The 26717-nt window shown below is 63.3% G+C and carries 22 protein-coding genes; 13 read left to right on the forward strand and 9 right to left on the reverse strand.

Annotation, left to right across the window (positions count from 1 at the left end; genetic code table 11):
- Positions 1-123: 123 nt before the first annotated feature.
- Positions 124-996 carry a hypothetical protein gene (locus tag GJB56_RS22630; RefSeq protein WP_113683396.1) on the forward strand — a complete coding sequence of 291 codons (873 nt, stop codon included), beginning with the start codon at positions 124-126 and terminating at the stop codon, positions 994-996.
- A gap of 150 nt (positions 997-1146) precedes the next feature.
- On the forward strand, positions 1147-1872 hold the full coding sequence (locus GJB56_RS22635) for a hypothetical protein (RefSeq protein ID WP_113683397.1): 726 nt from the start codon (positions 1147-1149) through the stop codon (positions 1870-1872).
- A 1-nt stretch (position 1873) separates the two neighbouring features.
- On the opposite strand, the gene GJB56_RS22640 is transcribed toward GJB56_RS22635, so the two are convergent.
- Entirely contained in the window at positions 1874-2776 is a 903-nt protein-coding gene (locus tag GJB56_RS22640; RefSeq protein WP_020968018.1) for an SDR family NAD(P)-dependent oxidoreductase, read from the reverse strand.
- Positions 2777-3137: 361 nt separating this feature from the next.
- Here GJB56_RS22640 and GJB56_RS22645 point away from each other — a divergent pair, with 361 nt between their 5' ends.
- Positions 3138-4757, forward strand: coding sequence for an ABC transporter substrate-binding protein (locus GJB56_RS22645; protein ID WP_113683398.1), 1620 nt, complete (start codon positions 3138-3140; stop codon positions 4755-4757).
- Between the two features lie 83 nt (positions 4758-4840).
- On the opposite strand, the gene GJB56_RS22650 is transcribed toward GJB56_RS22645, so the two are convergent.
- Both GJB56_RS22650 and GJB56_RS22655 read right to left on the reverse strand, forming a co-directional pair.
- Positions 4841-7153 (reverse strand): transketolase-like TK C-terminal-containing protein, encoded by a 2313-nt coding sequence (locus tag GJB56_RS22650; RefSeq protein WP_113683399.1) that lies wholly within the window; start codon positions 7151-7153, stop codon positions 4841-4843.
- 292 nt (positions 7154-7445) lie between these two features.
- Complete coding sequence (locus GJB56_RS22655; RefSeq protein WP_019746256.1) at positions 7446-7766, reverse strand: UBP-type zinc finger domain-containing protein; 321 nt, start codon at positions 7764-7766, stop codon at positions 7446-7448.
- Between the two features lie 26 nt (positions 7767-7792).
- On the opposite strand from GJB56_RS22655, the gene GJB56_RS22660 reads away from it, so the two are divergent.
- The 6 genes from GJB56_RS22660 (at position 7793) to GJB56_RS22685 (ending at position 15397) form a co-directional block, all read left to right on the forward strand.
- Entirely contained in the window at positions 7793-9388 is a 1596-nt protein-coding gene (locus tag GJB56_RS22660; RefSeq protein WP_020905652.1) for a Na+/H+ antiporter, read from the forward strand.
- Between the two features lie 182 nt (positions 9389-9570).
- Positions 9571-11190 (forward strand): ABC transporter substrate-binding protein, encoded by a 1620-nt coding sequence (locus GJB56_RS22665; protein WP_113683400.1) that lies wholly within the window; start codon positions 9571-9573, stop codon positions 11188-11190.
- Between the two features lie 92 nt (positions 11191-11282).
- Complete coding sequence (locus GJB56_RS22670; RefSeq protein ID WP_019746259.1) at positions 11283-12239, forward strand: ABC transporter permease; 957 nt, start codon at positions 11283-11285, stop codon at positions 12237-12239.
- On the forward strand, positions 12232-13314 hold the full coding sequence (locus GJB56_RS22675; protein WP_230091229.1) for an ABC transporter permease: 1083 nt from the start codon (positions 12232-12234) through the stop codon (positions 13312-13314). Before GJB56_RS22670 ends, GJB56_RS22675 begins: the two co-directional genes overlap by 8 nt.
- Positions 13311-14408 (forward strand): ABC transporter ATP-binding protein, encoded by a 1098-nt coding sequence (locus tag GJB56_RS22680; protein WP_020905655.1) that lies wholly within the window; start codon positions 13311-13313, stop codon positions 14406-14408. The genes GJB56_RS22675 and GJB56_RS22680 overlap by 4 nt, the downstream gene beginning before the upstream one ends.
- The gene (locus GJB56_RS22685) at positions 14408-15397 is read left to right on the forward strand and encodes an ABC transporter ATP-binding protein (protein ID WP_021332638.1); all 990 of its coding nucleotides are present in this window, start codon (positions 14408-14410) and stop codon (positions 15395-15397) included. Before GJB56_RS22680 ends, GJB56_RS22685 begins: the two co-directional genes overlap by 1 nt.
- Here GJB56_RS22685 and GJB56_RS22690 read toward each other — a convergent pair whose 3' ends face one another.
- The 4 genes from GJB56_RS22690 to lysX all read right to left on the reverse strand — a co-directional run bounded on the left by GJB56_RS22690 (position 15398) and on the right by lysX (position 21751).
- The gene (locus GJB56_RS22690) at positions 15398-15997 is read right to left on the reverse strand and encodes a histidine phosphatase family protein (protein ID WP_020968024.1); all 600 of its coding nucleotides are present in this window, start codon (positions 15995-15997) and stop codon (positions 15398-15400) included.
- A 5-nt stretch (positions 15998-16002) separates the two neighbouring features.
- Positions 16003-17412 (reverse strand): GGDEF domain-containing protein, encoded by a 1410-nt coding sequence (locus GJB56_RS22695; RefSeq protein WP_020905658.1) that lies wholly within the window; start codon positions 17410-17412, stop codon positions 16003-16005.
- A gap of 78 nt (positions 17413-17490) precedes the next feature.
- Positions 17491-18381: an alpha/beta fold hydrolase gene (locus GJB56_RS22700; protein WP_113683402.1), complete on the reverse strand. Its 891-nt coding sequence runs from the start codon at positions 18379-18381 to the stop codon at positions 17491-17493.
- A gap of 13 nt (positions 18382-18394) precedes the next feature.
- Positions 18395-21751, reverse strand: a complete 3357-nt coding sequence (gene lysX / locus GJB56_RS22705) for a bifunctional lysylphosphatidylglycerol synthetase/lysine--tRNA ligase LysX (RefSeq protein WP_113683403.1) — start codon at positions 21749-21751, stop codon at positions 18395-18397.
- An 88-nt stretch (positions 21752-21839) separates the two neighbouring features.
- On the opposite strand from lysX, the gene GJB56_RS22710 reads away from it, so the two are divergent.
- Complete coding sequence (locus tag GJB56_RS22710; RefSeq protein WP_003943569.1) at positions 21840-22067, forward strand: RNA-binding S4 domain-containing protein; 228 nt, start codon at positions 21840-21842, stop codon at positions 22065-22067.
- Positions 22068-22082: 15 nt separating this feature from the next.
- Here the strand turns inward: GJB56_RS22710 and rraA are convergent, their stop codons facing one another.
- A complete protein-coding gene (gene rraA, locus GJB56_RS22715; protein WP_003943552.1) occupies positions 22083-22559 on the reverse strand; it encodes a ribonuclease E activity regulator RraA in 477 nt (158 codons plus the stop codon).
- A 30-nt stretch (positions 22560-22589) separates the two neighbouring features.
- Entirely contained in the window at positions 22590-23213 is a 624-nt protein-coding gene (locus GJB56_RS22720; RefSeq protein ID WP_020968028.1) for a TetR/AcrR family transcriptional regulator, read from the reverse strand.
- Positions 23214-23337: 124 nt separating this feature from the next.
- Between GJB56_RS22720 and GJB56_RS22725 the strand changes: the two genes are divergently transcribed.
- The 3 genes from GJB56_RS22725 to GJB56_RS22735 are packed head-to-tail and all read left to right on the forward strand — an operon-like array spanning position 23338 to position 26708.
- Positions 23338-24561, forward strand: coding sequence for a phosphotransferase family protein (locus GJB56_RS22725; protein WP_113683550.1), 1224 nt, complete (start codon positions 23338-23340; stop codon positions 24559-24561).
- Positions 24558-25721, forward strand: coding sequence for a hypothetical protein (locus tag GJB56_RS22730; RefSeq protein ID WP_113683404.1), 1164 nt, complete (start codon positions 24558-24560; stop codon positions 25719-25721). The genes GJB56_RS22725 and GJB56_RS22730 overlap by 4 nt, the downstream gene beginning before the upstream one ends.
- 51 nt (positions 25722-25772) lie before the next feature.
- On the forward strand, positions 25773-26708 hold the full coding sequence (locus GJB56_RS22735) for a tyrosine-protein phosphatase (RefSeq protein ID WP_113683405.1): 936 nt from the start codon (positions 25773-25775) through the stop codon (positions 26706-26708).
- Positions 26709-26717: the final 9 nt, after the last annotated feature.

Genomic DNA, 26717 nt, shown 5'->3' on the forward strand with positions numbered 1-26717 from the left:
ATACATCTGTTCAGTTGTTACTTGTGAGTAGGAGCACACCGCAAGACCTTGTCGGCGGCGGTCGAAACACAAGCAATGACTGCGAGTTTCGTCCCCCATCACATAAACGGCAGGGAGAAATCAGTGCAGAAATCTCACAAGAACGGCAACAGACGTCTCGGCACGCGCGTGGCCGTTATTGCAGGTACCGCAGGTGCAGTGCTGGCTTTTGCAGCGCCGATGGCCTCGGCTCAGGACCCGGTCGACAATTCGGTACCGGGCGCCGCAGTGTGTCCGGCTACTGCCGAATCCTGTGTGTCGGTAGTGGTTCAGAGCGGAACCTTCGACAACAACGGCTTCAACCTCCCGATCGGAAAAGGCGACATGATCATTGCCGCCGAGGCCGGCTCCGGTGAAGGTGAGTCCACCGTTCTTCTCCCGCGCGACGACGGACACAACGGTGTCTACTCCAAGCCGTTGACAGTTCCGGGTGGAGTTCTCGGAATCGATCTGCCGTTCGGCAATCTGTTCGGCCTGGCTGCCGTCACCGCCGAGGTGGAGGCAACGGCTGCGCCGACCCTCAACGGAATCATCACCGACATGGATCTGAGCATCCCGGTGCGGATGAAGATCAACAACGCGTTCCTCGGTGACAACTGCTACCTGGGTTCCGCGGCGGCGCCGGTGAATCTTCGTCTCGCACCTGACCCGTCAGTAGTACCGACCTACACGGTGCTGCCGTCGACTGCGCTGAAGGTGAGCCCGGTCGGGAACGAGGCCACCGGCTTCGCGCTGCCCGCCGCCAGTGGTTGCGGACCGTTCGGAGTGCTGAATCCGATCGTCAACTGGCGAGCAAAGGTACCGGCCACGTCCGGAACCTCGCTCAGCACGACCTCCGACGCCTACCTGTACCCGGGCGGGCTCACCGGTAGCGATCCTCTCGACGATCTCGGTGGCGGAACAGGATCCAGTGGTTCCAGTGGCTCGAGCGGTTCGTCCGGAAGCTCCGGTTCCTGAAAAATCGGAAGCCTAGACGCAGCGGTGGTGACGGAATGTCACCACCGCTGCGGCGTCCGACCTGTAATAACCTGTGCCTCAGGGTGGGCGAAGGCGGCACTCCATCAGGAGGACCTGCGCGGCCACGAAATCACAGGGGAGTCCTCAAACATGTTTCGAGACAGCGTTCTTGCCGGTTCGGTCCTGCGTCGGGGTGTGACGGCACTGGCAGTTGCTGCCGCAGCCACCATGTTTGTCGGCACCGCAGCAACGGCGGAGCCGGCAGCAGTTGTCGGTGAGGTGTCCGCGGACTCCATCGCGGCAGCCCGTGCGCAGGCCATCGGAACGACGGTCACCGTCGTGGGAACCGCGACTACGCCGTCCGGAGTGTTCGAATCCAGCTTCTACGACAAGGGCTTTGGTCTCCAGAGCGGCAATTCGGGCATTTACATCAGCGATCCGAACAACTCCGGGATTGCTCTCGGCGATCAGGTTCAGGTCACCGGAGTCCTCGCGGATCAGGAAGGCCTGCTCGTCGTCCGCCCGACTGCCGTCGAGGTAATCGGCACGAACACCCAGATCAGCCCGGCGCGATTGCCCCTCAATGCAATCGGTGAGGGCAGCGAAGGTCGTCTCGTGACGGTGTCCGGGATCGTGAGCGGACCCGTCGTCGACGATCTGCCGTACGGCCACAAGATCCTGGTGTCCGGCGTCGACGGAAACACCGTCATCTTCGTCAACACCCAGACCGGAATCGACGTCGACGCCATTGCAGTCGGACGCCCGATCACCGTCACCGGTTTCAGTGGCCAGTACGCCAGCACCTACGAGGTTCTTCCCCGTTCGGAAGCCGATGTGCAGCAGGGTTTCACGGGCAGCCTGAGTTTCGGAAGCTGACCTAGATCTCGAACCGAGCTCCGACGCGCATCGACCCGGGAGACAACCGGCTGATCGTGCGTCCGAGCTTGGCTTCGACGGTCACGGGCACCACGGCCTTGTTCGTGCGAACTGCTTTCACGATGGCACTGGCCACCCGGTCGGGGGTGAAGTTGCGCTTGCGGTAGAAGTTGTCGACCTTGGTCTGATTCTCGAGTTGTTCCTCGGCGGTGGTCCCGGCGAACTCGGTGGTCTTGAGGATGTTCGTGTGCACGAGGCCGGGGCAGATGGTGCTGACGCCGATGCCGTGTGGAAGCAGCTCTGCCCGTAGGCAATCCGAGAGCATGAATACCGCTGCCTTGCTTGTCGAATACGCGGTGAGGGCCTTCTGGGGTGTGTAGGCGGCGGCCGAGGACAGGTTGACGACGTGTCCGCCGGTTCCGCGATCGATCATCATCGGGGTGAATGCCCGGCAGCCGTAGACAACTCCCCAGAAGTTGATGTCCATGACGCGCTCGAACTGGCGCTGCTCGGTGTCGGCGAATGTGCCGGAGAACCCGATTCCAGCGTTGTTGACGACGATGTCCGGCACGCCGTGATGCGCCGCGACTGTCTCCGCGAATCGGATCACGGCCTGTTCGTCGGACACGTCGACCTGGTAGGCGTGCGAACCGCCACCGAAAACCGCTTCGGCTCCACTGGCCTGAGTGGGTGTGTTGATGAGTGCCGCAGTGTCCTGCGCGCTTTCGAGGTTGATGTCGGAGACGACGACGATAGCTCCCTGGGCCGCGAAGGCGAGGGCCGTTTCACGCCCGATGCCGCTGCCTGCACCGGTGACAACTACGAGCGTGCCGGTGAGGTCGCGTAGTCGACGCTGCAACTTCGTGCCGCGTCGCCAGCCGGTGACGTCCTTCAGTAGCCCCATTGGTTGCCCTTTTCGTGTGTACGTTTGCGGCGTGTGTCTCTAGCTGACTTCCCCTCTGCGAAAGGTATCCGATGAGGGAGCTTCGTGTCGTACGAGTCGTTAGAGTGCGCACATCTGCAGGCTGCACTGGCCGCGGCTGCCCACTCCTCGACGGTGCTCCGGCAGTTCACCCGTTGAGGACACTCGAATCGGAATGAATTCCTGACCTTCGCTAACGGCCTGACCTGCAAATGTCGCTCGAAAACTGAACAATCTTCTCGCTACATTCCACTGAGCGGGACCTGCAACTAATCCCTGTGCCTTACGTCACAAACTGTCTCGACAATGCTTCACATCACAGTTTCTGACCTGGAGGTTTTGAATGAGTCGCAGTTCTCGGCGCGGTCACCGCAAGGTTGCCGCCGTCGCGCTGGCTGTCTCCGCCGGCCTGTTCGTCTCGTCGTGCGCTGACAGCGGGAACGGGGGTGGGAGCGGCGACGCACCGGATTCCGGTTCAGGGTTGTCCATCGGCCCGGTTAACGAGCAGTCCGGCGAGGGTGACGCGGTCAAGGGCGGCACGCTTACGTTCAGCGGGTACTCCGCTGTCACGAATCTCGACCCCGCGAAGACTCAGATCGCCGGTTCGGTCGCCGGTTCGGAGTTGGGCGCCATCTACGACACCCTGCTGCGCTACGACCCGGCGTCGAAGGAATTTGTTCCGAAACTCGCGGAGTCGATGGAACCGAGTTCCGATTTCAAGACGTGGACCCTCGAACTGCGCGACGGTGTGAAGTTCAGCGACGGGACGCCGGTGGATTCGGCGGCCGTGTCAGCGAGCCTCAATCGCTACGTCACCAACAAGGGGCCGCAGTCGAGCCTGTACGCGTCGAAGATTGCGTCGGTCGACACCCCGGACGCGTCGACGGTCGTCTTCAATCTTGTCGACCCGTGGACCGGTATCGAGTCACTGCTCTCCACCGGACCCGGCATGATCGTCGCGCCGAGCGCCCAGCAGGGCGATCAGTTCACCCCGATCGGCGCGGGCGCGTTCACCCTCGAGAAGTTCGCTCCCAACGAGGAATTGATCCTCGACGCTCGGGAAGACTACTTCGACGGTGCCCCGAACGTGGACAAGCTGCGGTTGATCAGCATCGTCGGTTCACAGTCCACCACCGAATCCCTCAAGAGCGGCGGCACCGACGTCGCGTACATGCGTTCGCTTCCGAACGTCCTGGATCTGATCGACTCCGGCTACCCGGGCTTCGTCGACATCCCGTCGCTGTCGTACCTCTCGCTCGTCAACACGGCTCCCGGTCGTCCCGGTGCCGACGTGCGGGTGCGTCAGGCATTGGCGCTCGCGACCGATCCCGTCGCTCTCGACAACCGACTCAACGAAGGTAAGGGTCTGCCCGGCCAGGTCATCTTCCAGGACACCTCTCGCTGGCACAACGACGTCGCTCCGATCGGCGTAGACACCGCCAAGGCGAAGCAGCTTCTCGACGAGGCCAAGGCCGACGGTTTCGACGGCAAGATCACATACCTGACGCTGCAGGAGAATTCGGCGCAGGCGATGGCTCTGGCGTTGCAGTCGATGGCCAACGCCGTCGGTTTCGATTTCCAGATCGAGTACGTCAACTCGGTTGCCGACGTCGTCAAGCGTTTGTACGCCGACCGCGACTTCGACATGGCAACAGGTTCGGCCAATCTTGCGGAAGCCGATCCGTTCGAGCGTCTGTACTCGAACCTCAAGTCCGGTGGACGAAACAACGCCACGAGCTTCTCCGATCCGGAGATCGATTCGCTGCTCGACCAGTTGGGTGTAGCGACGTCGAACGACGCGAAGATCGAGGTGCTCGCCAAGATTCAGGAGCGCGCCAATGAGGTTGTGCCGTGGCAGGTTTACGGCAGTACCCCGTGGCTCGGTGTGTGGGGGCAGAACGTCCACGGCATTCAGCAGAGCCTGGACGGAATCATGTTCTTCGACAAGGCCTGGAAGAACTGAAGGCTTCTGAAGAACTAAAGAACTGACCAGACCCGAGAAGCGTCCCCGCGGGGACGCTTCTCGGCGTCAGAGAGTGTGACCGATCAAGAAGTGAGATCGAGGGCGGCGCGAACGATGCTGTCGGAGTCGAGGCCGTGGTACCGGTAGACGTCTTCGAGTGAACCGACCTGACCGAACCGGCTCACTCCGAGCGCAGCACCCGGGACATTGTTGATTCCCGTCAGGAACGCGAGGGTGTGCGGGTGCCCGTCGAGAACGGTGACCATCGGCGCGGACCGGCTACTCGGAAAGACCTGATCCAGGATCCACGACGGACCGTCCGCGAGACCGCGCCGAGACTGGAGCGCTTCGAAGAGCAATCCGGGGCTGGTCACGCACACGACGTCGGCGGAAATGCCTTGCTCGCCCAGTCTTTCGGCTGCGACAAGTGTTTCGGTGACGGTGGCACCCATGCCAACCAGGGTGACGACCGGATCAGGGTTGTGCCGCAGCGTGTACGCGCCGGCCACCACCTGACGTCGACGGCGTTCTCGCGCGGCCGGATCGGCCGGCACCGCGGCCAAGGCCTGATCGACCGGACGGGTCGACAGGCGCAGATACGACGAGCTGCCGTCTGGTCGGCCGAGGCGTCCGATGCTGTCGAGGAGCGTCCACTCCACGTCGACGGCGAATGCCGGTTCGAAACTGACGCATCCCGGCTGTTCGAGTCCGATGGACGGGGTCTTGATCGACTGGTGCGCACCACCTTCGGCAGCCAAGGTGACGCCCGACGGAGTGCCGACCATGATCGACTGTCCACCGGCGTAGATGCCGTACGACCACGGTTCGAGAGCCCGCTCGATGAAGGGGTCGTACATCACGCCGATGGGGAAGAGCGGCTGGCCCCAGCGACTCCAGGTTGCACCGAGTTCGCCCATCAGCCCGACCAGGTTGGTCTCGGCGATACCGAGTTCCATGTGCTGACCGGTGGGCTTCTCACGCCAGTGCATGATCGTTTCGGCGTCGTCGGCAAACCAGTTGTGCCGCTCGTTGGGGGACCAGACCCCGACCTTGTTCAGCCACCCTGCCAGGTTGGTGGTGGAACTGACGTCCGGGCTCAGTGTGACAACACGTTTCGCGGCGTCCGGCGCCTCTCGGCTGAGGTCGAGTAGCACCCGACCGAGAGCTGCCTGAGTGGTGGATGTGCCGGAGGGGGTACGGCCGATGTCTTTCGGAACTGCCGGGGGCATCAGATGCTCCACCTTCGGGCGAGCCAGGCGCTCAGCGGTTTCGGCGCAGATGCGGCCAGACGGGCCGTCCGCCTCGAACCGTTCCCAGGGCTTCGACGGATCCATGCCGAGTTCCGCCGCCAGAATCTCGTACTGCTCGGCGGTGAGCAGCGACGAGTGGTTCTGCGGATGGCCCTGCGTCGGCAGACCCCTGCCCTTGATCGTGTACGCGATGATCACGGTGGGGCGGGTGTCGTCGATCTGCGCGTACGCCTCTCGCAGAGCGTCGAGGTCGTGGCCACCGAGATTGCGGATGGCCTCGAGCACCGTGGCGTCGTCGAGGTCGTTGATCAGCGACGTGATCGCGTCGGCGTCCGCCGCGTCGCCGGGCAGCCTCAGACGGACCTCGTCGGCCGTGCATCGCAGCAGACGCTGGTACTCCGGATTCGGCATGTCCAGGATTCGTTCGCGCAACGCGGTGCCGCCCGGCCGGGTGAACAGCGATTCCAGGAGCGCGCCGAATTTCACGGTGATGACCTGCCAGCCGGCGCCCGAGAACATGCGCTCCAGGCGGGTTGCCGCGATGTTCGGCACCACCCGGTCGAGCGATTGGCGGTTGAGGTCGACGATCCACACGATCTCACCCAGTTCGGCGACCGAATGATCGAGAACTGCTTCCCACACCGCGCCCTCGTCGAGTTCGGCGTCACCGACAAGGGAGTACTGACGCCCGGTTCCGGCGCCGCCGAGGGAGGCGTCGACGTATCGGCGTGCGATCGCGCCCCAGATGGGAGCCGTCGCACCGATTCCCACCGATCCGGTCGAATAGTCCACCGGATCAGGATCTTTTGATCGACTCGGGTAGCTCTGCAGGCCCCCGAACTCGCGCAGCGTTGTCAGGTACGACTCGTCGAGTTCACCGAGCAGATAGTTGATGCCGTGGAGCACCGGAGCCGCGTGCGGCTTGACGGAAACCCGGTCGCCGGAACGAAGTTGGCCGAACCACAGCGACGTCATGATCGAGACCATCGACGCGCACGAGGCCTGGTGGCCGCCGACTTTGAGCCCACTGGGATTCGGACGGACACGGTTGGCGTGATGGATCATCGCGGTCGACAACCACAGAACGCGCTTCTCGATCTCCGCCAGTGGCTCGGGAGCGTTCTGGTTGATGCTGGGGCTGTTCACGGCCGGTCCTGCCTTCGATAGTTGACATCGATCGCCGCACCGCCTGTACCCCAGATCATGGGGCCGACGATGTGGTTGTGATGTTTGGCAGGACTTCCTGAGGCCGAACCGTTCGGCGCGGCAAAGTCCAGCCGCACCTGTCGATCTGTTGTGCAGATTCTGCGTCAAAGTCCATCATCGGCATACAGATTGGGCAATAGCTACCCAGTGGATTGAGCAATGTGCGCAACACCGAGGCCTGTGCGCCGTGCGAGGTGGGCACTATGCGCAGCACACTGCGAGTCGTGCGCGCTCAATCCATCAGATCGTGGACGTAGCACCAGCGCCAGGATTCGCCGGGCTCGTGCGAGCGCATGACCGGGTGCGCGGTGTCGCGGTAGTGGTTGGTCGCGTGCTGATGGGGGCTGGAATCGCAGCACCCGACGTGGCCGCAGGACAGGCACATGCGCAGGTGAGACCAGTTATCCTCGCCCAACTCGGCGCACTCCTGGCAGACGCCGGGCGTCAGCGCTGCCGGGTCCGTTTCGGGCGCATTGGTTAGTTCCTCGCAACCGGTCGGAGCGGGTGCGGGCTGCTGTGTGCGAGCTGCTGCTCGCTTCAGGATTTTCTTCATCGCCTTCCATACTGCATGCTGCCAGAGTGAACGGCATATTACTGGGGGTTGTAGTAGCGGCGTTGCTGGTGGCGGCGGTCGCGCGAAGGTTCGGATTGTCTTCGCCGCTGATCCTTGTCCTGGTCGGTTTGATCGCCTGCCAGATACCCGGTGTTCCGGAGTTGGAGCTCGATCCGGACCTCGTCCTGTTCGTCGTGTTGCCTCCACTTCTGTACTCGGCGGCGCTGGACAGTTCATACCTGGCACTGCGGTCCAATCTGCGTCCGATCGGATTTCTCGCAGTGGGGCTGCCCCTGGCGACGACGGCAGCGGTGGGCTTTGTCGCCTATCTGATCGTGCCGGAGTTCTCGATTGCGGCCGCACTGGTTCTCGGCGCCATCGTGGCGCCGCCGGACGCGGTGTCCGCGAGCGCAATCGGACGCAAGCTCGGTCTGCCGCGCCGAATCATGACCCTGCTGGGCGGGGAGAGCCTGCTCAACGACGCCACCGCTCTGACTGCCTACAAGGTCGCTCTCGCGGCGGCGGTGGGTACCGGTGCGACACTGATCGGCGGCTTCGAGACCTTCCTCGTCGCAGCGGTCGGTGGAACGGTGATCGGCCTCGCGGTGGGCTTTGTCATCTCGAAGGTTCGCGGCAAACTCCAGGATCCGGTGATGGAGAGTGGAATCGGATTGGTGGTGCCGTTCTTCACCTACCTGGCTGCTGAAGAGGTCCACGCGTCGGGCGTCATCGCGGTCGTCGTGGCCGGATTGTTCCTCGGCCAGCGCTCCACGCGCGCGAGTTATGCGACGCGCTTGCAGGACACGGCAGTGTGGAAGGCCGTCGACCTGATCCTGGAGTCCTTCGTCTTCCTGTTGATCGGGCTCCAATTGCCCAGTGTTGTCAACGGATTGCAGGGGTACAGCACCTCGATCGTCGTCTGGGCGTCGATTGCTGTGCTCGTGACCGTCGTGGTGGTGCGGATCGCCTGGGTGTTCCCGTTCACGTACGTACCGCGTTGGCTGTCGCCCCGTATCCGAGCGAGGGAGCCGGAGATTTCGGCGCGGGCAGTGTTCGTCGTGTCGTGGGCCGGTATGCGAGGGGTCGTGTCGCTGGCTGCTGCCTTCGCCATTCCGTTGACGGTCAACAGTGGTGAAGACTTCCCGGGCCGTTCGCTGATCCTGTTCCTGACGTTTGTCGTCGTGGTCGGCACGCTGCTGCTGCACGGCCTGACGTTGCCGTGGGTCATCCGTGTCCTCGGTGTGCAAGGAGACGAGGAGCAGTCCGACGCACGCGCCGAGGCGGCGGCTCAGGACAAGGCTGCACGCGCTGCTGCGGCGCGCCTGGACGAATTGGTCGGAGCAGACGCCGACGACGTCCCTCAGGTCCGCAATCGCGCCGCAGACATCTTGCGAAGCTGGAACACCCACCGCGCGAACTCGGCGTGGGAGCGACTGGGACGCAGCGACGAGGATCTGGGGGAGAGCCCGTCGAACGCTTTCCGCTCGCTGCGCCTCGAGATGATCGATGCCGAGCGAGGTGTGTTCATCGCCGAGCGCGATGCCGGCCGGATCGACGACGAGGTTCTTCGCAAGGTACTTCGAGAGCTCGATCTCGAGGAAGCCACGCTCGACCGGGACTAGACCGGCTGGTCTGATGTCGGTGAGGGTATTCGCTGGCCAGGGTCGGTTTACCTGGCCGTTGAGGCCTGCAACTTAACCGATTCCACTGAGCGAGACTCGATCCAATTTTCTGTGCCTCCCGTCACAGACTGTTTCGTGTTCAACATCACGTCACGGTCTTACCCCGCCTTGGAGGCATTCGAATGAGTCGTAGTTCCCGCCGCGGAGGTCGCAGATTGGCTGCGGCTGCGCTGGCGATCACCGCAAGTATGTTCCTGGCGTCGTGCGCCGACAACGGCTCGAGCAATGGCGGCGGCGAATCTGCTGATTCCGGTTCCTCGCTGAAGATCGGCATGGTCAACGAGCAGGCCGACCCCGGCACTCCGACCAAGGGCGGCACGCTGACGTTCAGCGGCTACTCGGCGGTCACGACTCTCGATCCCGCGAAGGCTCAGGTTGCCGGCGCCACCGGTGGCAGCGAGCTCAGCGCCATCTACGACGTGCTCATGCGCTACGACCCCATCGGGCAGAAGTTCGAGCCCAAGCTCGCCCAGTCGCTCGAAGCGAGTTCGGACAGCAAGACCTGGACGCTGAAGCTCCGCGACGGTGTGAAATTCAGCGACGGAACAGCTTTCGATTCCAAGGCAGTGGCGGACAGCATCAACCGCTACGTCACCAACAAGGGACCGCAGTCGAGCCTGTGGGCTTCCAAGGTTGCCTCGATCGACACCCCCGACGCGACGACCGTCGTCTTCAACCTCGTTGATCCGTGGACGGGCATCCAGTCGATGCTCGCTACCGGACCCGGCATGATCGTCGCCCCGAGCGCCCAGCAGGGCGACCAGTTCACCCCGATCGGTGCCGGCGCGTTCACTCTCGAGAAGTTCGCTCCCAACGAGGAACTGCTCTTGGCTGCTCGCCCCGACTACTACGACGGCGCACCGAACATCGACAAGCTCAAGCTGATCAGCATCGTCGGCGCTCAGCCCACCGCTGAAGCCCTCAAGACGGGCGGCATCGACGCCGCGTACATGCGTACGCTCACCCCGATCCTGGATCTGATCGAGTCGGGTTACCCCGGCTTCGTCGACATCCCGTCGCTCGGTTACATCGCGAACGTGAACATGGCCCCGGGTCGCCCGGGCTCGGATGTTCGTGTCCGCCAGGCGATGGCGCTTGCCGTCGATCCGGAAACGCTCAACACCCGCGTCAACAACGGCAAGGGACTGCCCGGCCAGGAGATCTTCCAGGACACCTCGCGCTGGCACAACGACGTCGCACCGATCGGCGTCGATCCCGCCAAGGCGAAGGAACTGCTCGATCAGGCCAAGGCCGACGGCTACGACGGAAAGATCACCTTCCTCTCCATCCAGGAACCGTCCGCCCAGGCAACGGCTCTGGCCATCCAGGCAATGCTCAACGCTGTCGGATTCGACGCTCAGATCGAATACGTCACCGGTGCAGGTGATCTGGTCAAGCGGATGTATGCCGATCACGACTACGACATGAGCACCGCAGCACTGAGCCTCGCCGAGGCCGATCCCTACGAGCGTCTGTACACGGGCATCAAGTCCGGCGGCCGTAACAACGCCACCGGCTACTCCGACGCCGAAATGGACGCTCTCCTGGACAAGTTGGGCGTCGCAACCACCGACGACGACAAGAAGGCAGTCCTGGCACAGATTCAGGAACGCGCCAACGAGACCGTCCCGTGGCAGGTGTGGGGCAACGTCGCCGCACTCGACGTCTGGAACCAGAACGTTCACGGTCTCGAGCAGAGTCTCGACGGAATCGTGCTCTTCGACGGAGCTTGGAAGTCCTAGAGAGCCTGAAGTCCTGGAGAGCTTGAACCAAGACCTGAAATCAGAGGAACTGCTGTGTATTGCGAGCTCGCTGTCCGAAGGAGACGAAATCGATGAACATCGGCGCAATAGGTAAGAAACTGGGCCAGCTCGTCATTGTGATCCTGATCGTCAGCTTCGGAACCTTCGTGCTGGCATCACTGATCCCCGGCGATCCTGCTGTCTCCGTTCTAGGTGAAGGCCGAACGCCCGCCGAGTACGAGGAAGTTCGGCAGCAGCTCGGGCTCAACGATCCACTCCTGGTTCGCTATTGGGACTGGCTGACCAGCGCTCTCCAGGGCGACCTCGGTAATTCGCTTGTTCCCCCGCAGCAGGACGTTCTGACTGCGATCGGCTCGGCACTGCCCGTCAGCGTTCAGTTGGCCGTGATGGGTCTGGTCATCGCACTCGTCGTCGCCGTGCCGCTCGCACTCTGGTCGGCGCACCACGAAGGCGGCGTCATCGACCGCGTCATCAGCGCCGCGACGTTCGGTGTTCTTTCCGTCCCGAGCTTCCTCGCCGGTCTGTTGCTGATCATGGTCACCGTCAATTGGCTCGGCTGGTTCCCGCGATCACAGTGGGTGCGCATCGGGGACAGCCTCTCCGGAAACCTCTCACACGCAATACTCCCGGCTATCACCATCAGCCTCCTCGAGATGGCGATGTTCACTCGCGTTCTCCGATCCGATCTGGTGACGACGCTCCGTGAGGATTACATCCTCGCTTCGAAGGCGAAGGGAATGCCCACGCTGCGAGTGCTTTTCAGTGACGCGCTCCGACCGTCGTCGTTCTCGCTCATCACGATGATGGGTCTGGCTCTCGGCGGCATGATCGGCAGCACCGTGATCGTCGAGACGCTCTTCTCGTTGCCCGGAATGGGCACGCTCATCGTCCGCGCAGCGCAGCAAGGTGATTCGCCGATGCTGCTTGGCGCGGTGGTCGTGATCGCGGTCATCTACGTCCTCGTCAACAGTGCGATCGATGTTCTGTACACCTATCTTGACCCGAGGAGTCGTCGTGTCCATGTCTGAAGTGACGCCAGACGGAGCGGCCCCGTCCGAGGTGATGACATACCGGCAGCAGACAGTCCTGCTGGCTCCCGGTCCCGTCGAGACGTTGGAACAGCCCAAGAATCTGGTCCTGATCGGATCGATTCTCACGGTGATCGGCGTTGCGCTGCTCGGCACCGCACTCTTCGGTTCGGCCATCATGATGACCGTCCGCATCGTGCTCGCGCTCGTTGCCCTGGTTTTCCTCTTCAAGGGTCTCGGCAAGCTCGGTACGTCCAAGTGGGGCAGTCAGTTCGATCTCTCGTACTGGTTGGCGTGCATCTGGCTGGCCGCGCTGATCCTGGCCGCGATCTTCGCACCGCTGCTGCCGCTCGGTGAGTACAAGGACACCGTCAAGACCTTGGCCGAGCCGGGCTTCGCCTCGCCGAGCCTGCTCTCCGATCACCCGTTGGGTACCAACAACTTCGGTCTCGACCTGCTTGCCCGCGCTTTGTTCGGTGCCAGGGCATCCTTGACCGTGGCCATCTGCGCCGTACTGATCGGCATGATCATCGGCGGCACCATCGGCGTCATGGCCGGTTACTTCCGCGGCAAGGTCGACGCAGTCGTCGGAATCCTGACCAACTCGCTGCTGGCCATTCCTTCTCTGGTGCTGTTGATCGCACTGGCCGCGGTGCTCACGTCGAACCTGCGCAACATCACCCTCGCACTCTCGATTCTCTGCATTCCCAGCATGGTTCGAATCGCCAGGGCCAACACCATCGTCGTCGCCCAACGGGAGTTCGTGCTTGCCGCGCGGGCCATGGGCGCCACCAAATGGCGCGTCATCTGGCGCGAGTTGGTTCCCAACGTCCTCGTTCCGGTCGCCGCGCTCGGCCTGGTGGCCGTCTCCGGCCTGATTGTCGCGGAAGCATCACTCAGCTTCCTCGGACTCGGTATCGCACAACCTGATCCGACCTGGGGCAACATGATTGCGGAAGGCCAGGGCGGGATCGTGGAGAAGCATCCGTTCATCGTTCTGGTTCCCGGCGTCTTCCTCTTCCTGACGGTGTTCTCCTTCAACCTCATCGGCGAGAAGTATCGGAGTAAGCTGTGACCACTTCAGTTCAGAACGGCGTTCCGCTACTGCAGGCGGACAACATCAGGACCGTATTCGCCACTCCGCGTGGCCAGTTGCGAGCAGTCGACGGTGTCTCGATCCACGTTTCCGCCGGTGAAACTCTCGGTATCGTGGGTGAATCCGGTTCCGGCAAGTCGGTTCTCGGACGCACCATCATGGGTCTGCTGCAGAAGGGTCCGGCTCTGGACATCAGCGGGACGGTGACGTTTGCCGGCCGCGACATGTCGACCATGAAGAAGTCGGAGATGAAGCACTTCTGGGGACCCGAGATCGCCATGGTCTTCCAGGATCCGATGACCTCGCTCAATCCGTTCAAGCGCATCGGCACCCACATCACCGAATCCTTGAAGTTCCACCTGGGTCTGAAGAAGGACGCGGCCCGCGATCGCGCAGCGGAACTCCTGTCGATGGTGGGTATCCCCGAGCCCAAGCGTCGGCTCGATCAGTACCCCCACGAACTTTCGGGCGGTATGCGTCAGCGTGTGGTCATCGCGATGGCCCTGGCCTGCGAGCCGAAACTGCTGATCGCGGACGAGCCGACCACAGCTCTCGACGTGACCGTGCAGAAGCAGATCCTCGACCTGCTCGCCTCGCTCAACGACAAGCTCAACATGGCCGTCATCCTGATCAGCCACGACCTCGGTGTGGTCTCGGGACGATCGGATCGCGTCGCCGTCATGTACGCCGGTTCCGTCGTGGAAACGTCGGCCACCGAAGAGTTGTTCACTCGTCCACGCCACCCGTACACCGAAGCGCTGATGGCCGCGATTCCGCGACTCGAATCGCCGACGCACACAGTGCTGCAGACAATTCCGGGTGGACTGCCGGACATGACGAAGCCGATCACCGGCTGCCGCTTCGCCGCTCGCTGCCGGTACGCCCAGGACGACTGCCTGACCGGCGAACCGGCTCTGGCTCCCGGCGGCCTGGGAGACAACACAACCGAAAGCCACACGTTCGCGTGCCACTACCCGGTCGACACCCCTGAAGGCACAACGGCATTGGTCGCCAACGAGAAGGCCGGCACTACCGCAGCGGGCCTCTCGCTCGCGGTGAAGGAGATGGTCTGATGACTGCAGCAACCGAAACCAGAAAGCCCGAGACGGTGGACGCGGCCCTGACGGTCGAGGACCTGGTCGTCGAATTCAACGTCGGCAAGGGGCAGACCGTTCACGCCGTGTCCGGGATCAGCTTCACCGTCGCTCCGGGTGAAACATTGGGCGTTGTCGGTGAATCCGGCTGTGGCAAGTCCACAGCGGGCCGGGCGATCATGCAGTTGCCCTCACCGACGTCGGGCTCCATTCGCCTCGGAGAGACCGAAATGACGGCACTGGGCGCGGAAGAACTGCGTCGCAGTCGCACTCAGTTGCAGATGATCTTCCAAGATCCGATCTCCTCCCTGAACCCGCGTCGCAAGGTCAAGGCTCTCATCACCGAGGGTCCGTCGATCTGGGGCGGAAAAGACAAGGCCGCCATCGAAGCTCGGGCACGCGAGGTTCTTGCCGAGGTCGGGTTGGACCCGGACATGGTGTGGGACCGGACCCCGCGCGAACTCTCGGGCGGACAGTGCCAGCGTGTGTGCATCGCCCGTGCATTGATGCTCGATCCCAAAGTCCTGATCTGTGACGAGCCGGTCTCGAGCCTCGACGTCTCCGTGCAGGCGCAGATTCTGAACCTGCTCGAGGATGCGAAGAAGCGTCACGGGCTGTCTTTGCTGTTCATCGCGCACAACATGGCCGTCGTGAAGAACATCAGCGACCGCGTGATGATCATGTACTTGGGCCGCGTCTGCGAAATCGTTCCCGCAGAAGACATGCAGAACCGCGCGCTGCACCCGTACACGCAGCTACTGCTGTCGTCGATTCCCGATCCTGATGCCACCGTCACCGCAGCGCAGAACGTCGAGCAGAAGGTCATCGAGCTGCCGTCGCCGCTCAATCCGCCCAGCGGCTGCCGGTTCCGTACTCGGTGCCCGCTGGCCACGGATCTCTGCGCCGAGGAAGTTCCCGAACTTCGTCTCGTCCAGGGCGGTCATCAGGTGGCGTGCCACAACGTGTGACTACACGCGAAGCATGTTGCGTACGTGACCGGTTTCGTTGATCGACCCGACCCTGCGGCTTCCGTCCCGGGAGACAAGTATTCGCGTGACGGACACGTACTCGATCGGGAAGGTCAACGGACGCTCCAGCCCGAGTAGTTCCTGCAGAACGATATTGATGACGCCGCCGTGGCAGAAGATCGCCACGGTGGCGTTGTTGTCGGTTGCGGCGACGACGTCGTCGATCGCACCGAGGACTCGCGCACGAAAAGCGTCGCCGTCCACCGACTCGGGTAGCCATCCGGCCTTGATGCGCGCATACGTTTCCGGTGCGCGTTCCAAGACCTCGTGCATCGGGATGTAGTGGGGCTGCTCGTAGTCGTACTCCGCCAGACCCTCGAGCTGGGTGACCGGAAGATCCAATGCCTGCGCTACCGGGTCCGCGGTCTCGAGTGCGCGCTTCTGCGGGCTACTGAAGAGCCCGGTGATCCGGTAGGGGGCCAATGCCGCAGGCAGCCGAAGTGCCTGCACTCGACCGGCGTCGGTCAGTGAGGGATCGGCGAAGCCTTCGGTGACCTCGGCCAGTTCGGGGAGCGCGTGTCGGATCAGGAGTAGTTGCACCCACGTCACCTTGCCATGTACAGATCGACGGCCACCACGAGGTTTCGGCCTTCGCGTTTCGCCTGGTACATGGCGGTGTCGGCGATGTCGAGCAGAGCGTCCATCTCGGCCATGGCCTGATCTACCCAGGCGACTCCGATACTGACCGTTCCGGCGAAGCCGCGGATGGATCGGGAGTGCGCCTCCTGCCTCTGCCTGATGCGTTCTGCCAGGGCAATTGCTTCCTCGAATGTGCAGTCGGCGGCGGCGACGGCAAATTCCTCCCCGCCAAGGCGACCGGACAGTCCCAGTCCTTCGGTAGTGGCGAGGAGGGTGTTTCCGAATTGTTCGAGGACCGAATCTCCGGTGAGGTGGCCGAGGTTGTCGTTGATCGATTTGAAGTGGTCGAGATCGAGCATCATGACGGCGATCGATTTTCGCGCTGTGTGTTGGGTGTCGAGGAGTTCCTGCGACTGGGTCCAGAACGCATGTCGGCTCAGCGTTCCGGTCAGGGCGTCGCATTCGGCGATGCGTTGGAGTTCACGTTCAGCGCGTCGCTGTGCGCCCGTGGCGACGGCTACGGCGATGGGGGAGAGCGCCATCAAGATGACGGAGATTCTGGTGGTTACACCTTCGCTGAGCAGATGAACCGGATCGGCCAGGGCCAACCGCCCCTGGCCCGCCATGATCAGCGCCCACGCGCTCCACCCAGCCGCGAGGAGCGAAGTGCTGAACAGCGAGACGCGCATCGCGCACCACAAGAGCGCCGGCATCGGAAGCAGCAATGCGAGGGCTCCCTGCACTTCGAGGGCCAGCGGGAGGCAGGCGAGGAGGGCTGCCAGCGGCAGAAGGATCTGGGCGACCCGTCGAAGTCGCAGATTCTGCCGCACGGACGGCCCGAACGTACGACGGACGTGGTCGAACGGAGGTGCGGAAAGAAGGATGGGCAGCACGATCAGATAGGTGCACAGGTCGGCGAAGAACCAACCCACCAATTCCGTTCCCGCACCGCTTCCTTCGTGGAGTTGAGTGCGCAGCGCGCTGGCGGACCCAGCCGTGAACGACGCCAGAACCGAGACGACGAAGATTCTGGTCGTGTACTTGGTCTCGGAGATCCGCCGCGGAAAACAGCCGAGCAAGTTCGCGGCGATCAATCCTGTCGTGACGCCGACCAGATTGATCGCATTCAGTTCGAAGGCCCTCTGCACGGGGCTTCCGGTCGCAAGATCCGCGGTCAGCAGCGCGGCGCCGCCGACAGCGAGTCCGATCGGCGCAAACGAGCGCGGGTTACGAAGGAGAATGCCCAGAAGAATCGCGTTGGCGGGCCAGAATGTCGACAGAAACCCGGGCGGACGGGCGGCGATGCCGGCGAGAGCGACAACGAGTATGGCGACGAAGATCAGCGACGAGCGCACCCGGGTTGTCGAACGATCCATGGCCAGCCTGTCGTAGAAAGCAGAAGCTGTCCGAGCCTAGCAATGATCCGGCTACTGTCCGAGTTGTACGTTGAAGTGTCATTCCCGAGGGTTCGGCTGCGTGAGGCGCCGAATCAAGTTCGCCAACTCCTCGGGCTGATCGATCATCGCGTGGTGATGCGCCGGGCGCAGGACGTGAAAACTCCCGCCGAGGTAGGTGGCGAGTTTCTGCTGCTTTGCCATCCAGGCGATGGACCAGGGAGTGGTGTGGCCAGTGTGTGCGGCGACGACGCTGAGGTCGATGTCGGGCAGTGGGTGCTTGCTCGAGCGTCGTAAAGCGGTGAGCTCCAGCGCCATATCGGTGTACGCGACGTATTCGATCATCGCCGCCTCCAGATAGTGAGGCTCGCGGTAGATCTTCCTGACCCATTCGAGGGTGGCTTCGGACGACCCGCTCGGCGGCACGGACTGGTTGAGGATCTTGCGCGTCGTGGTGCCGAGGAGTCGTTGGAGCCCGGTGGTGCTGAACGAAGCCGCGGCGGCCCGGGAGGCGATCAGCAGCAGGTCACGGGGGAAAAGACGTTTCGGTTCTTTCTCGGCACTGGAATCGAGGAGCAGCATCCCCGCTGCCCGATCGGGGAACAGTCGCGAGAAGCCTTCGGCATAGAAGCCGGCGATGGAGTGGCCGACGACGACGGCCGGACCAGTCAGTCCCAGAGTGTCGAGCACGTCGCGGATCCGCTGAGCTTCGCCGCGGACGGTCGGCACGTCGGAAGACGGCTCGCTGAGTCCGAAGCCCGGGCGATCGAAGCGGACGACGGTGTGGTCCGACTGGAGATGACGCGCGCAGTCATCCCAGTCGAACCAGTTGCCCGCCAGTCCGCCGCACAGGACGACGACGGGGCCGTCGCCCTCGGCAAGAACATGCAGTCGGCTCTCGCCGACCTGCAAGATCTCGCCCGGTGGTTTCACGTGGAACAATTCCGGCACGTGAGAATCCGGACTACTGACGCGGTTTCGCGAGGGGGAAGGCCAGCGTCTCGCGGATGCTGCCGCCCGTGATCAGCATGACGATTCGGTCGACGCCCATCCCGAGACCACCCGTCGGCGGCATCGCGTGTTCGAGGGCTTGAAGGAAGTCCTCGTCCAATTCCATTGCTTCTGGATCACCGCCGGCCGCAAGCATCGACTGCTCGGTGAGCCGGTTGCGCTGATCCACGGGGTCGGTCAACTCGCTGTACGCGGTTCCCAGTTCGACACCCCATGCGACGAGGTCCCACTTCTCGGCAACGCCGGGGATGCTGCGATGCGGCCGGGTGAGCGGAGACATCGAGGTGGGGAAGTTGGTGTAGAACGTCGGGAACTCCGTGTAGTCCTCGACCAGGTGCTCGTACATCTCCTGCGCGATGGCGCCGGTATCCCAGCTGGACTGGTACGGGATCTCGTTGGCGTCGCACAGCTTCTGCAGGTCTTCGAGACTCGTCTCGGGGGAGACGTCGACACCAAGCTTTTCGGCGACGGCGCCGTGCATCGTCTTCACCGGCCACTCGCCGGAGATGTCGACCTCGACCAATTCGCCGTCCGGGCCGGGTCGCATGATGATTTCGCGCCCGAACGCTGCGACGGCCGCCGCCTGGATGAGCTCGCGGCACATCCGCATCATGCCCTCGTAGTCGCTGTGCGCCTCGTAGGCCTCGAGGATCGTGAACTCGGGATTGTGTTTGAAGTCGACGCCCTCGTTACGGAACACGCGGCCGATCTCGAACACCTTCTCCATACCCGCGACGCACAACCGCTTCAGGTACAGCTCGGGTGCGATGCGGAGATAGAGGTCGAGGTTGTACGCGTTGATGTGTGTCAGGAACGGAGCGGCGTTCGCGCCGCCGTGCACCTGCTGCAGGATCGGGGTCTCGACTTCGAGGTATCCGCGACCACCGAGTGAATCGCGAAGCGACTTCACGACGGCACTTCGAGCTTCGAGCAGTTCGCGGGCCTTCGGGTTGAGGGCGATGTCGAGGTACCGCTGGCGGACTCGGGTCTCGGGATCCGAGAGGCCCTTCCACTTGTCCGGCAGCGGGTGCAGGCACTTGCCGTTCATGCGCCACTCGACGGCGATGAGCGACAGCTCGCCCTTGCGGCTACGCCCGATGGTTCCGCTCACTTCGATCAGGTCGCCGAGATCGAACTCGGCGGCGAACTCCGCCAGCTTCTCCCGGCCGACGTTGTCCTGGTCGACCAGGACCTGGATGTCGCCGGACCAGTCGCGCACGTCCGTGAATACGACTCCGCCGTAGTCGCGAACCCTCAGCAGGCGTCCCGCGATGCGTACGCGGGTGCCCTCCGGCGACTTCACTGCGGCGGCAATCGTGTGGGTCGGCGGATAGGCGACGGGGTAGGCGGCGATCCCTTCGTCGGCCAGTTGCGCAAGTTTGTTCATGCGCACCCGGACCTGCTCGGGTCGACGCGGACCGTTGGTCGTGAACGACGGCGCCGAGTCCGGCGGGCTGCCGTCGGCGTGCAGTCCTTCGGAAGTCACCAGAGCTGCCGGCACCGCCGCATGTGTTCCGGTGTGCTTGACGACCTGGCTCGACTTGCGGCCGAAACTGGGCAGCACCACAAAGCCTTCGGCGATGGCCGACGCGAATCCGACGCGTGGAAGCTCACGGTTGTCCTCGAAGCAGAGAAAACGCGGCTCCCAATCCGGCTGGTACTTCACGTTCGAGCGGTACAGCGCTTCGAGCTGCCACCAGCGGGAGAAGAAGACGAGCACCGAGCGCCAGATGCGGAGGATCGGGCCGGCGCCGATGCGCGAACCTTCCTCGAACACCGAGCGGAAGACGGCGAAGTTGAGCGAGACCCGCACGACGCCGATCTCGTCCGAACGTGTGGCCAACTCCGAGACCATCAATTCGACGACACCGTTGGGCGCCGTCGGCTTACGGCGCATCAGGTCGAGCGAAACGCCGTTCGGTCCCCACGGCACGAGCGAAAGCATGCCGACGACGCTTTCGTCCTCCGTGCCTTCGCCCATGACGGCTTCGACGAGGAGGCAGTCGCCGTCGAGGTGATCGCCCAGTCGGCCGAGCGCCATGGAGAAGCCGCGCTCGGTGTCGGTGTCACGCCAGTCGTCCGCGCGGATGATGACGGCCGCCATGTCCTCGGGCGGGATGTCGCGATGGCGTCGCATCCGCACGGTGACGCCGTGGCGCCTGACGCGGGTGACGGCCTGGCGTACCGGGCGCATGTCGCGTCCGTTGAGGTTGAACTCGCGGGTGCGCAGGATCGCTTCGTCGCCGAGTTGCAGGACGCTCAAGCCTGCCTTCTTGTACGCCGTCGCCCCGGTTTCGCTGGCGCCCATGACGGCTGTCGCCCAGCCGTACTGCGAGGCCAGGTCCTGCCACGCTTCGATGGCGTGCGGCCACGCCTCGGGATCGCCGATGGGATCACCACTGGCGAGGCAGACGCCGATCTCGACGCGGTACGTGATCGCGGCCTTGCCGCTCGGCGCGAAGATGACGGCCTTGTCGCGGCGGGTGGCGAAGTAAGCGAGGGAGTCGTCGGCGCCGAAGTTCTGGATCAACCCGCGGATCGCGGACTCGTCGTTGCCGGTGAGGGCGTTGTTGGAGCGTTGCGCGCGGAAGAGCGTCATAACTGCGGCGAGTAGTGCGATGGCGCCGAGGAGACCGAGGACCGTGTTGACGAAGACGCGTGGATGGCCGTCGAATACCTCGTTGTCGACCGAAGCCGCCGCGGTGACGCGGTTCAGGGCCCACAGGAATCGTTGGTTCTGCGGCAGGTCGCCCGGGAAGAGTTCGACAAGGCCCCAACCGATCACGGTCGCGACAGCCATGCCGCCGATCAGTACGCCGAGCGCTTTCCAACCGGCGCCGCGTCGTACGCGTGTGTAGAACTCGGGCCTCGCGGCGATGAGGATTCCGATCACGACAAGCAGAACGACAGCGGCGACGGCGTTGTTCGGGTTCTTGTCGACGATCGTGGAGGCGATGTTGGTGAGGGTGATCAGCGCGAGGTAGATCGTCAGCAGCCACCAGGCGATGCGCTTGCGACTCGCGAGGGCCGCGGCGAGCAGGGCGACGACGAGCGCCCACGACAGGCTCGTATCCGGTGCGTCGAAGTAGTAGCTGTCGATGTATTCGCGTGGGACGCGGAGGATGTGCCGCAGAACCGGCGAGATGCTCCACAGGAACACCAGTACGGAGAAAACTCCGAGGATCAATCCCGAGATATGGGGAACCTGGCTGAACCGCCCTTTGCGGAATCGCCGCGCCTGGCGCGGATTTTCGGGTGGCGATTCCACCAGCTCTGCAGTGGTGTCCGATACCTCGGTCAATGGTGCCATCGAGCTTCCTCTCCTACCGGTCGATCAGATCCTCACGCTAAGTGTGGTCTGTCGTGTCCAGTTTTGTGGGAGGAGGAAGATGATTGACATGACCGACAACATTCCAGCAGTACCCATCCGCGACGAAATGATTCGGCTCGGTCAGTTTCTCAAGCTCGCGAACCTCATCGAATCGGGCGCGGAGGCCAAGGAAGTGATCGCCGACGGCATGGTTTCGGTCAACGGTGAGGTCGAAGATCGTCGGGGCCGCCAGCTTCGTGACGGCGATGTCGTCGAGATCGGCGGGATGGCCGCCAAAGTGGAAGCCCCCGCCTGATCCCGCGACTTCTGACTAGCTTTCGCGAACGACGACGCCGTCCTGGTCGCTGTAGACGATCTCGCCGGGGTTGAAGGTGACTCCGCCGATTTCGATCGGCACGTTCTTCTCGCCCGAACCGGTCTGAGTGCTCTTGCGCGGGTTGGTACCCAGTGCCTTGACGCCGATGTCGAGGGTGCGCAGGATCGCCGAGTCGCGGACAGCTCCGTTGACGATGACTCCGGCCCAGCCGTTGTCGACGCCGCGGCCGGCGATGATGTCGCCGACCAGGGCGGTGTGGATGCTCGCGTCACCGTCGACCACGAGGACTCCGCCGTTGCCCGGTTCGCTGAGGGTCTGCTTCACGAGCAGGTTGTCCTGGAAGCACTTGATGGTGGTGATGGGGCCGGCAAACACTTCACGTCCACCGAACTGGGTGAACTGCGTGTCGCAGCTACGGATGTCGGGTCCGATCTCGTCGGCAAGGTCAGCGGTCGCTACAGGCTCGGTCATGCCCCACAGGATAGTCGGCGGGGCTCGGGCCTAGTTGTCGTCGGGGAGTATGCCGTTCAGCACTATGTCGGCAAGAGAATCGGCAAACGGTCCCGGGTCCGAGACGTCACGAACCGACAGCGCGAAGATGGCCGCGCCCGCCATGATGTCGAGGAGAGCGTCGGCGTCGACGCCACTTCGGATGTCGCCGCGCTCCCTCGCCGCTTCCAGTCGACGGTTCAGCTCGACGCGGACTCCGGCCAGTTGCCGCACCACGAGAACGTCGCGTAATTCCGCGTTTGTGCGCACTTCGCTCATCAGTCCGGGCGCCGCGGCTCGGGTGGCGGGAGCGGCGAACAGCGCCACCGCGCCCTGCACAAGCGCGCGAATCTGATCCGCGATCGTGCCCTCGGCGCCGAGTTCGGTGTCGATGTCCGCGCCCTGTTCGACGTCGAGTACCGGATAGATCGCGTCGTTGACGATGTGTGCCTTCGACGGCCACCGACGGTAGATGGCTGGACGCCCCACTCCGGCACGCGTGGCGATGGCGTCGATGGATGTGCCGGCGTACCCCTTTTCTTCCAACAGTTGCCTGGTCGCGTCCAGTACTGCGTCGTCGATTGCAGGGTTTCGCTGCGGGCCCAGGCGGTGCTGAGTTTCGGAATCTTTGGACATTTTGGGCAAATCCCTTGCGGTATCGCTGTGATGGCCGTTACATTCTGTCACGGCTTTAGTCGATACATATTGTATCGACTATCGGCACGTGCGCATCGGCGCCACCGAACCACGAGGAGTGGTGATGAACCTTCGAACCGAAACAGAAACCTCAGGCGGAGATCCCGACTACGCCGAATTCGCCAGGCCCGGCGAATCCCGCAATGACCCGTCAGAGATGCGACGCAGCCTCGAAGGCTGGCTCGCGAGCGTGCTGTGGCGAGGCTCGAAACCTTCCGTGACCTCGGTCGAGGTGCCAGCTGCGAACGGCATGTCCAACGAGACCGTGCTGTTCGATGCGACGTGGATCGAGGACGGGGTTCGAGCCGAGCATCGCCTGGTCGCCCGCATCGCCCCGCGAGACAGTGCGGTGCCGATCTTCCCGTCGTACAACCTGGACCAGCAGTTTCGGGTCATGAGCGCCGTCGCAGCTCATACGTCGGTGCCGATCCCGCGCGTGTACTGGTCCGAGAGCAACCCGGACGCGCTCGGCGGCGAGTTCTTCGTGATGGAACGGCGCGACGGCGAAATCCCGCCAGACGTCATGCCGTACACGTTCGGATCCTGGCTCTCGGAGGCTTCAGCGGCCGACTGTTCTCGGCTCCAGCAGTCCTCGGTCCGAGTGCTGGCGGAGTTGCACGCTATGGCCGATCCACACCTCGCTCTCCCCGAGTTGTGCCGCGATGGTGCCGAACCGACTGGGGCAGAAGCACTTCGCTCGCACATCGAGGACCAGCGACGCTACTACGAGTGGGCAACAGCCGACGGACCGGGATCTCCGTTGATCGAGCGCGGCTTCGACTGGATCGAAGCGAATTTTCCCGCCGATGCCGGTTCCGCAGTGCTCTGCTGGGGTGACTCGCGGATCGGAAACGTCATCTACCGCGACTTCGAACCGGCGGCGGTCCTCGACTGGGAGATGGCCACACTGGGGCCGCGTGAGCTGGACCTCGGCTGGATGATCTTCCAGCACAGGTTCTTCGAGGATCTCGCTGCCATGGCCGGACTCCCCGGAATGCCGGATTTCCTTCGTCGCGAGGACGTGGCAGAGGCCTACGGCTCGCTTTCCGGCCACCAGGTTGCGGATCTAGATTTCTACATCGTGTACGCCGCGTTGCGGCATGCGGTGATCATGTTCCGAGTCCAAAGTCGCGCAGTGGCTTTCGGTCAGGCGGAATTCCCCGCCAACCCGGACGAGATGATCCTGCACCACAAGACACTCGAAGCCATGCTCGACGGCACCTATTGGGAATCGCTCGCTACAGCCACGCTCACAACAGCGTCGGCCGCAACAGGAGATGCACGATGACACTGTCCCCGCTCGACGACTACCCGGTACATCAGATCGCCGAGACCATCCGCCACGTGGGCACCTCGGATCGAAACTTCTACGACCGTTACTACTTCAACTGCCATGCTGGCGTCGACGGCGACAGCGAGCCGCTGTTTCTCATCATCGGTCTCGGTCAGTACCCCAATCTTGTTGTGTGCGACGGCTTTGCGGTTCTTCGGCGCGGCGACGACCATATCGTCTTCCGGGCATCCCGCGCCTTGGGTGACGATCGTATGGACCTTTCAGTAGGCCCGTTGAGGATCGAGATCATCGAGGGTCTGCACCGTCTGCGGGTGGTGTTGGACCCGAGTCCCGAAGCGCCGGACCTGAGCTTCGACCTCACCTTCGAGTCCGACGGCCCCGCCAATCTCGAGGCCAGACATTTCCATCGCCAGCTCGAACGAGTCACCTTCGACACGCAACGATTCGTGCAGACCGGAACATGGTCCGGATCCCTGACCGTCGACGGCGACGTCATCCCGGTCACCCCGGAGACGTGGCGGGGTAATCGCGATCGATCCTGGGGTGTTCGACCAGTCGGCGAGGCGGAACCTCCTGGACGCAAGGCGGATCCGTCGATCGCCGGCAGTCAGAACTTCTTCTGGATCTACTCGATCATGCAATTCGGGGACTTCACCGTCGTCACGGTCGTTCAAGAAGATCAGCAGGGACGCCGCATTCTGGAGGATGCGACGCGCGTCTGGGCGGACCGCTCGCGGGAGTCGGAGTGGTTGGGTCGACCGGACCACCAGCTCACCTTCATTTCCGGCACCCGCGAGGTGAAGAGCGGAACTCTGTACTTCCGGCGTCCCGGTGCACCAGGAGAATCCGACCACATCCTGGAGATAACCTGCGAACCGATTCTGCCCAACTACATCGGTGTCGGTACGGGCTACGGACTCGAGCAGGATTGGCGCCACGGGATGTGGCAGGGAGAACTGGTGGTTCAGGGCCTGCGAGAGAAGGTTTCGGACATCGAACCGTGGAAGAAGATGCTGTGCCCGGTCGACAACTTGGCCCGGTTCATCCTTGTAGAAGACGGCGTAACTCGCACCGGGACAGGCCTGTTCGAAGTAGCAGTCATCGGACCCCATCAGCGATACGGGTTCACCGGAATCGGTGACGTCGCACCGTAACTCCAGCTCACCAAACCGCAAATCCCAAACCACAGAGAGAGACACTGCCACATGTCCACACGCTCACGAATGTTGTTCGCTCGCACTGCGAAGGCCGCCGCACTTGTTGTCACCGGAGGCCTGTTGTTTGCCGCTCCCGCCACGGCCATCCCGCTCGACTTGGGCTCTCTCAACACGGGATCGGTCGATCTCGGCTCGCTCGATCCTGTGCTCGCGCCGACACCGAACTTGGCCTCCGTGGCCAACTTTCGCGACGTCGCCGGCAATGACGGTAGGGGATACGCCACCGTCGACGGCTCGCACCTCAAGCGCGGCGTCATCTACCGGTCCAATGCGCTGACCGCGACCAGCGACGCAGACAAGGCGACGCTCACCGGCCTCGGACTTGCCGACGCCTATGACCTGCGCGGTTCAACCGAGATCTCCAACCCGTTCATCGGTGGCGCGGACAAGCTCCCGGACGGTGTGACGTACACGAACATCCCCATCGAGTTCAAGGATCTCACTCAGCTCGCCACAACGATCAAGTCGCCGGAAGAGGCCAAGCAGTTCTTGGTCGACACCAACCGTAGTTTTGTCACCGATCCCGTGCGCCGTGCCGGCTTCAAGCAGGTTCTCTCGGACATCGCTGCTGGTGACGGGGTGCAGTTGTTCCATTGCACTTCAGGCAAGGACCGCACGGGTTGGACCGCGATGTTGCTGCAGACCATCGCTGGTGTCCCCGCCCAGACGATCATGGACGACTATCTGTTGAGCAACACCTACCTTCAGGCGACCAACGAGAAGATCCTTGCGCAGATCTCTCAGGCTCTGAGCCCGCAGGTAGCGACCAATCTCGAGCCGGCCCTCGGTGTCGATGCGTCGTACCTGGAAGCTGGACTCGCGCAGATAGTCAGCGATTACGGAACCGTCGACGGTTATCTCACCGAAGGTCTCGGACTCACTGCGGACACGATCGCACTTCTGAAGGCCAAGCTCGTCGACTAGTTGCGCGCC

The sequence above is a fragment of the Rhodococcus sp. AQ5-07 genome (assembly GCF_009707305.1).
GTDB lineage: Bacteria > Actinomycetota > Actinomycetes > Mycobacteriales > Mycobacteriaceae > Rhodococcus_F > Rhodococcus_F erythropolis.

Bases quoted from the DNA above. Each gene is read 5' to 3' on its own strand.
- GJB56_RS22635 (WP_113683397.1), top strand. From the start codon at position 1,147: ATGTTTCGAGACAGCGTTCTTGCCGGTTCGGTCCTGCGTCGGGGTGTG.
- GJB56_RS22640 (WP_020968018.1), bottom strand. From the start codon at position 2,776: ATGGGGCTACTGAAGGACGTCACCGGCTGGCGACGCGGCACGAAGTTG.
- GJB56_RS22645 (WP_113683398.1), top strand. From the start codon at position 3,138: ATGAGTCGCAGTTCTCGGCGCGGTCACCGCAAGGTTGCCGCCGTCGCG.
- GJB56_RS22655 (WP_019746256.1), bottom strand. From the start codon at position 7,766: ATGAAGAAAATCCTGAAGCGAGCAGCAGCTCGCACACAGCAGCCCGCA.
- GJB56_RS22665 (WP_113683400.1), top strand. From the start codon at position 9,571: ATGAGTCGTAGTTCCCGCCGCGGAGGTCGCAGATTGGCTGCGGCTGCG.
- GJB56_RS22670 (WP_019746259.1), top strand. From the start codon at position 11,283: ATGAACATCGGCGCAATAGGTAAGAAACTGGGCCAGCTCGTCATTGTG.
- GJB56_RS22675 (WP_230091229.1), top strand. From the start codon at position 12,232: ATGTCTGAAGTGACGCCAGACGGAGCGGCCCCGTCCGAGGTGATGACA.
- GJB56_RS22685 (WP_021332638.1), top strand. From the start codon at position 14,408: ATGACTGCAGCAACCGAAACCAGAAAGCCCGAGACGGTGGACGCGGCC.
- GJB56_RS22695 (WP_020905658.1), bottom strand. From the start codon at position 17,412: ATGGATCGTTCGACAACCCGGGTGCGCTCGTCGCTGATCTTCGTCGCC.
- lysX (WP_113683403.1), bottom strand. From the start codon at position 21,751: ATGGCACCATTGACCGAGGTATCGGACACCACTGCAGAGCTGGTGGAA.
- GJB56_RS22710 (WP_003943569.1), top strand. From the start codon at position 21,840: ATGACCGACAACATTCCAGCAGTACCCATCCGCGACGAAATGATTCGG.
- rraA (WP_003943552.1), bottom strand. From the start codon at position 22,559: ATGACCGAGCCTGTAGCGACCGCTGACCTTGCCGACGAGATCGGACCC.
- GJB56_RS22720 (WP_020968028.1), bottom strand. From the start codon at position 23,213: ATGTCCAAAGATTCCGAAACTCAGCACCGCCTGGGCCCGCAGCGAAAC.
- GJB56_RS22725 (WP_113683550.1), top strand. From the start codon at position 23,338: ATGAACCTTCGAACCGAAACAGAAACCTCAGGCGGAGATCCCGACTAC.
- GJB56_RS22730 (WP_113683404.1), top strand. From the start codon at position 24,558: ATGACACTGTCCCCGCTCGACGACTACCCGGTACATCAGATCGCCGAG.
- GJB56_RS22735 (WP_113683405.1), top strand. From the start codon at position 25,773: ATGTCCACACGCTCACGAATGTTGTTCGCTCGCACTGCGAAGGCCGCC.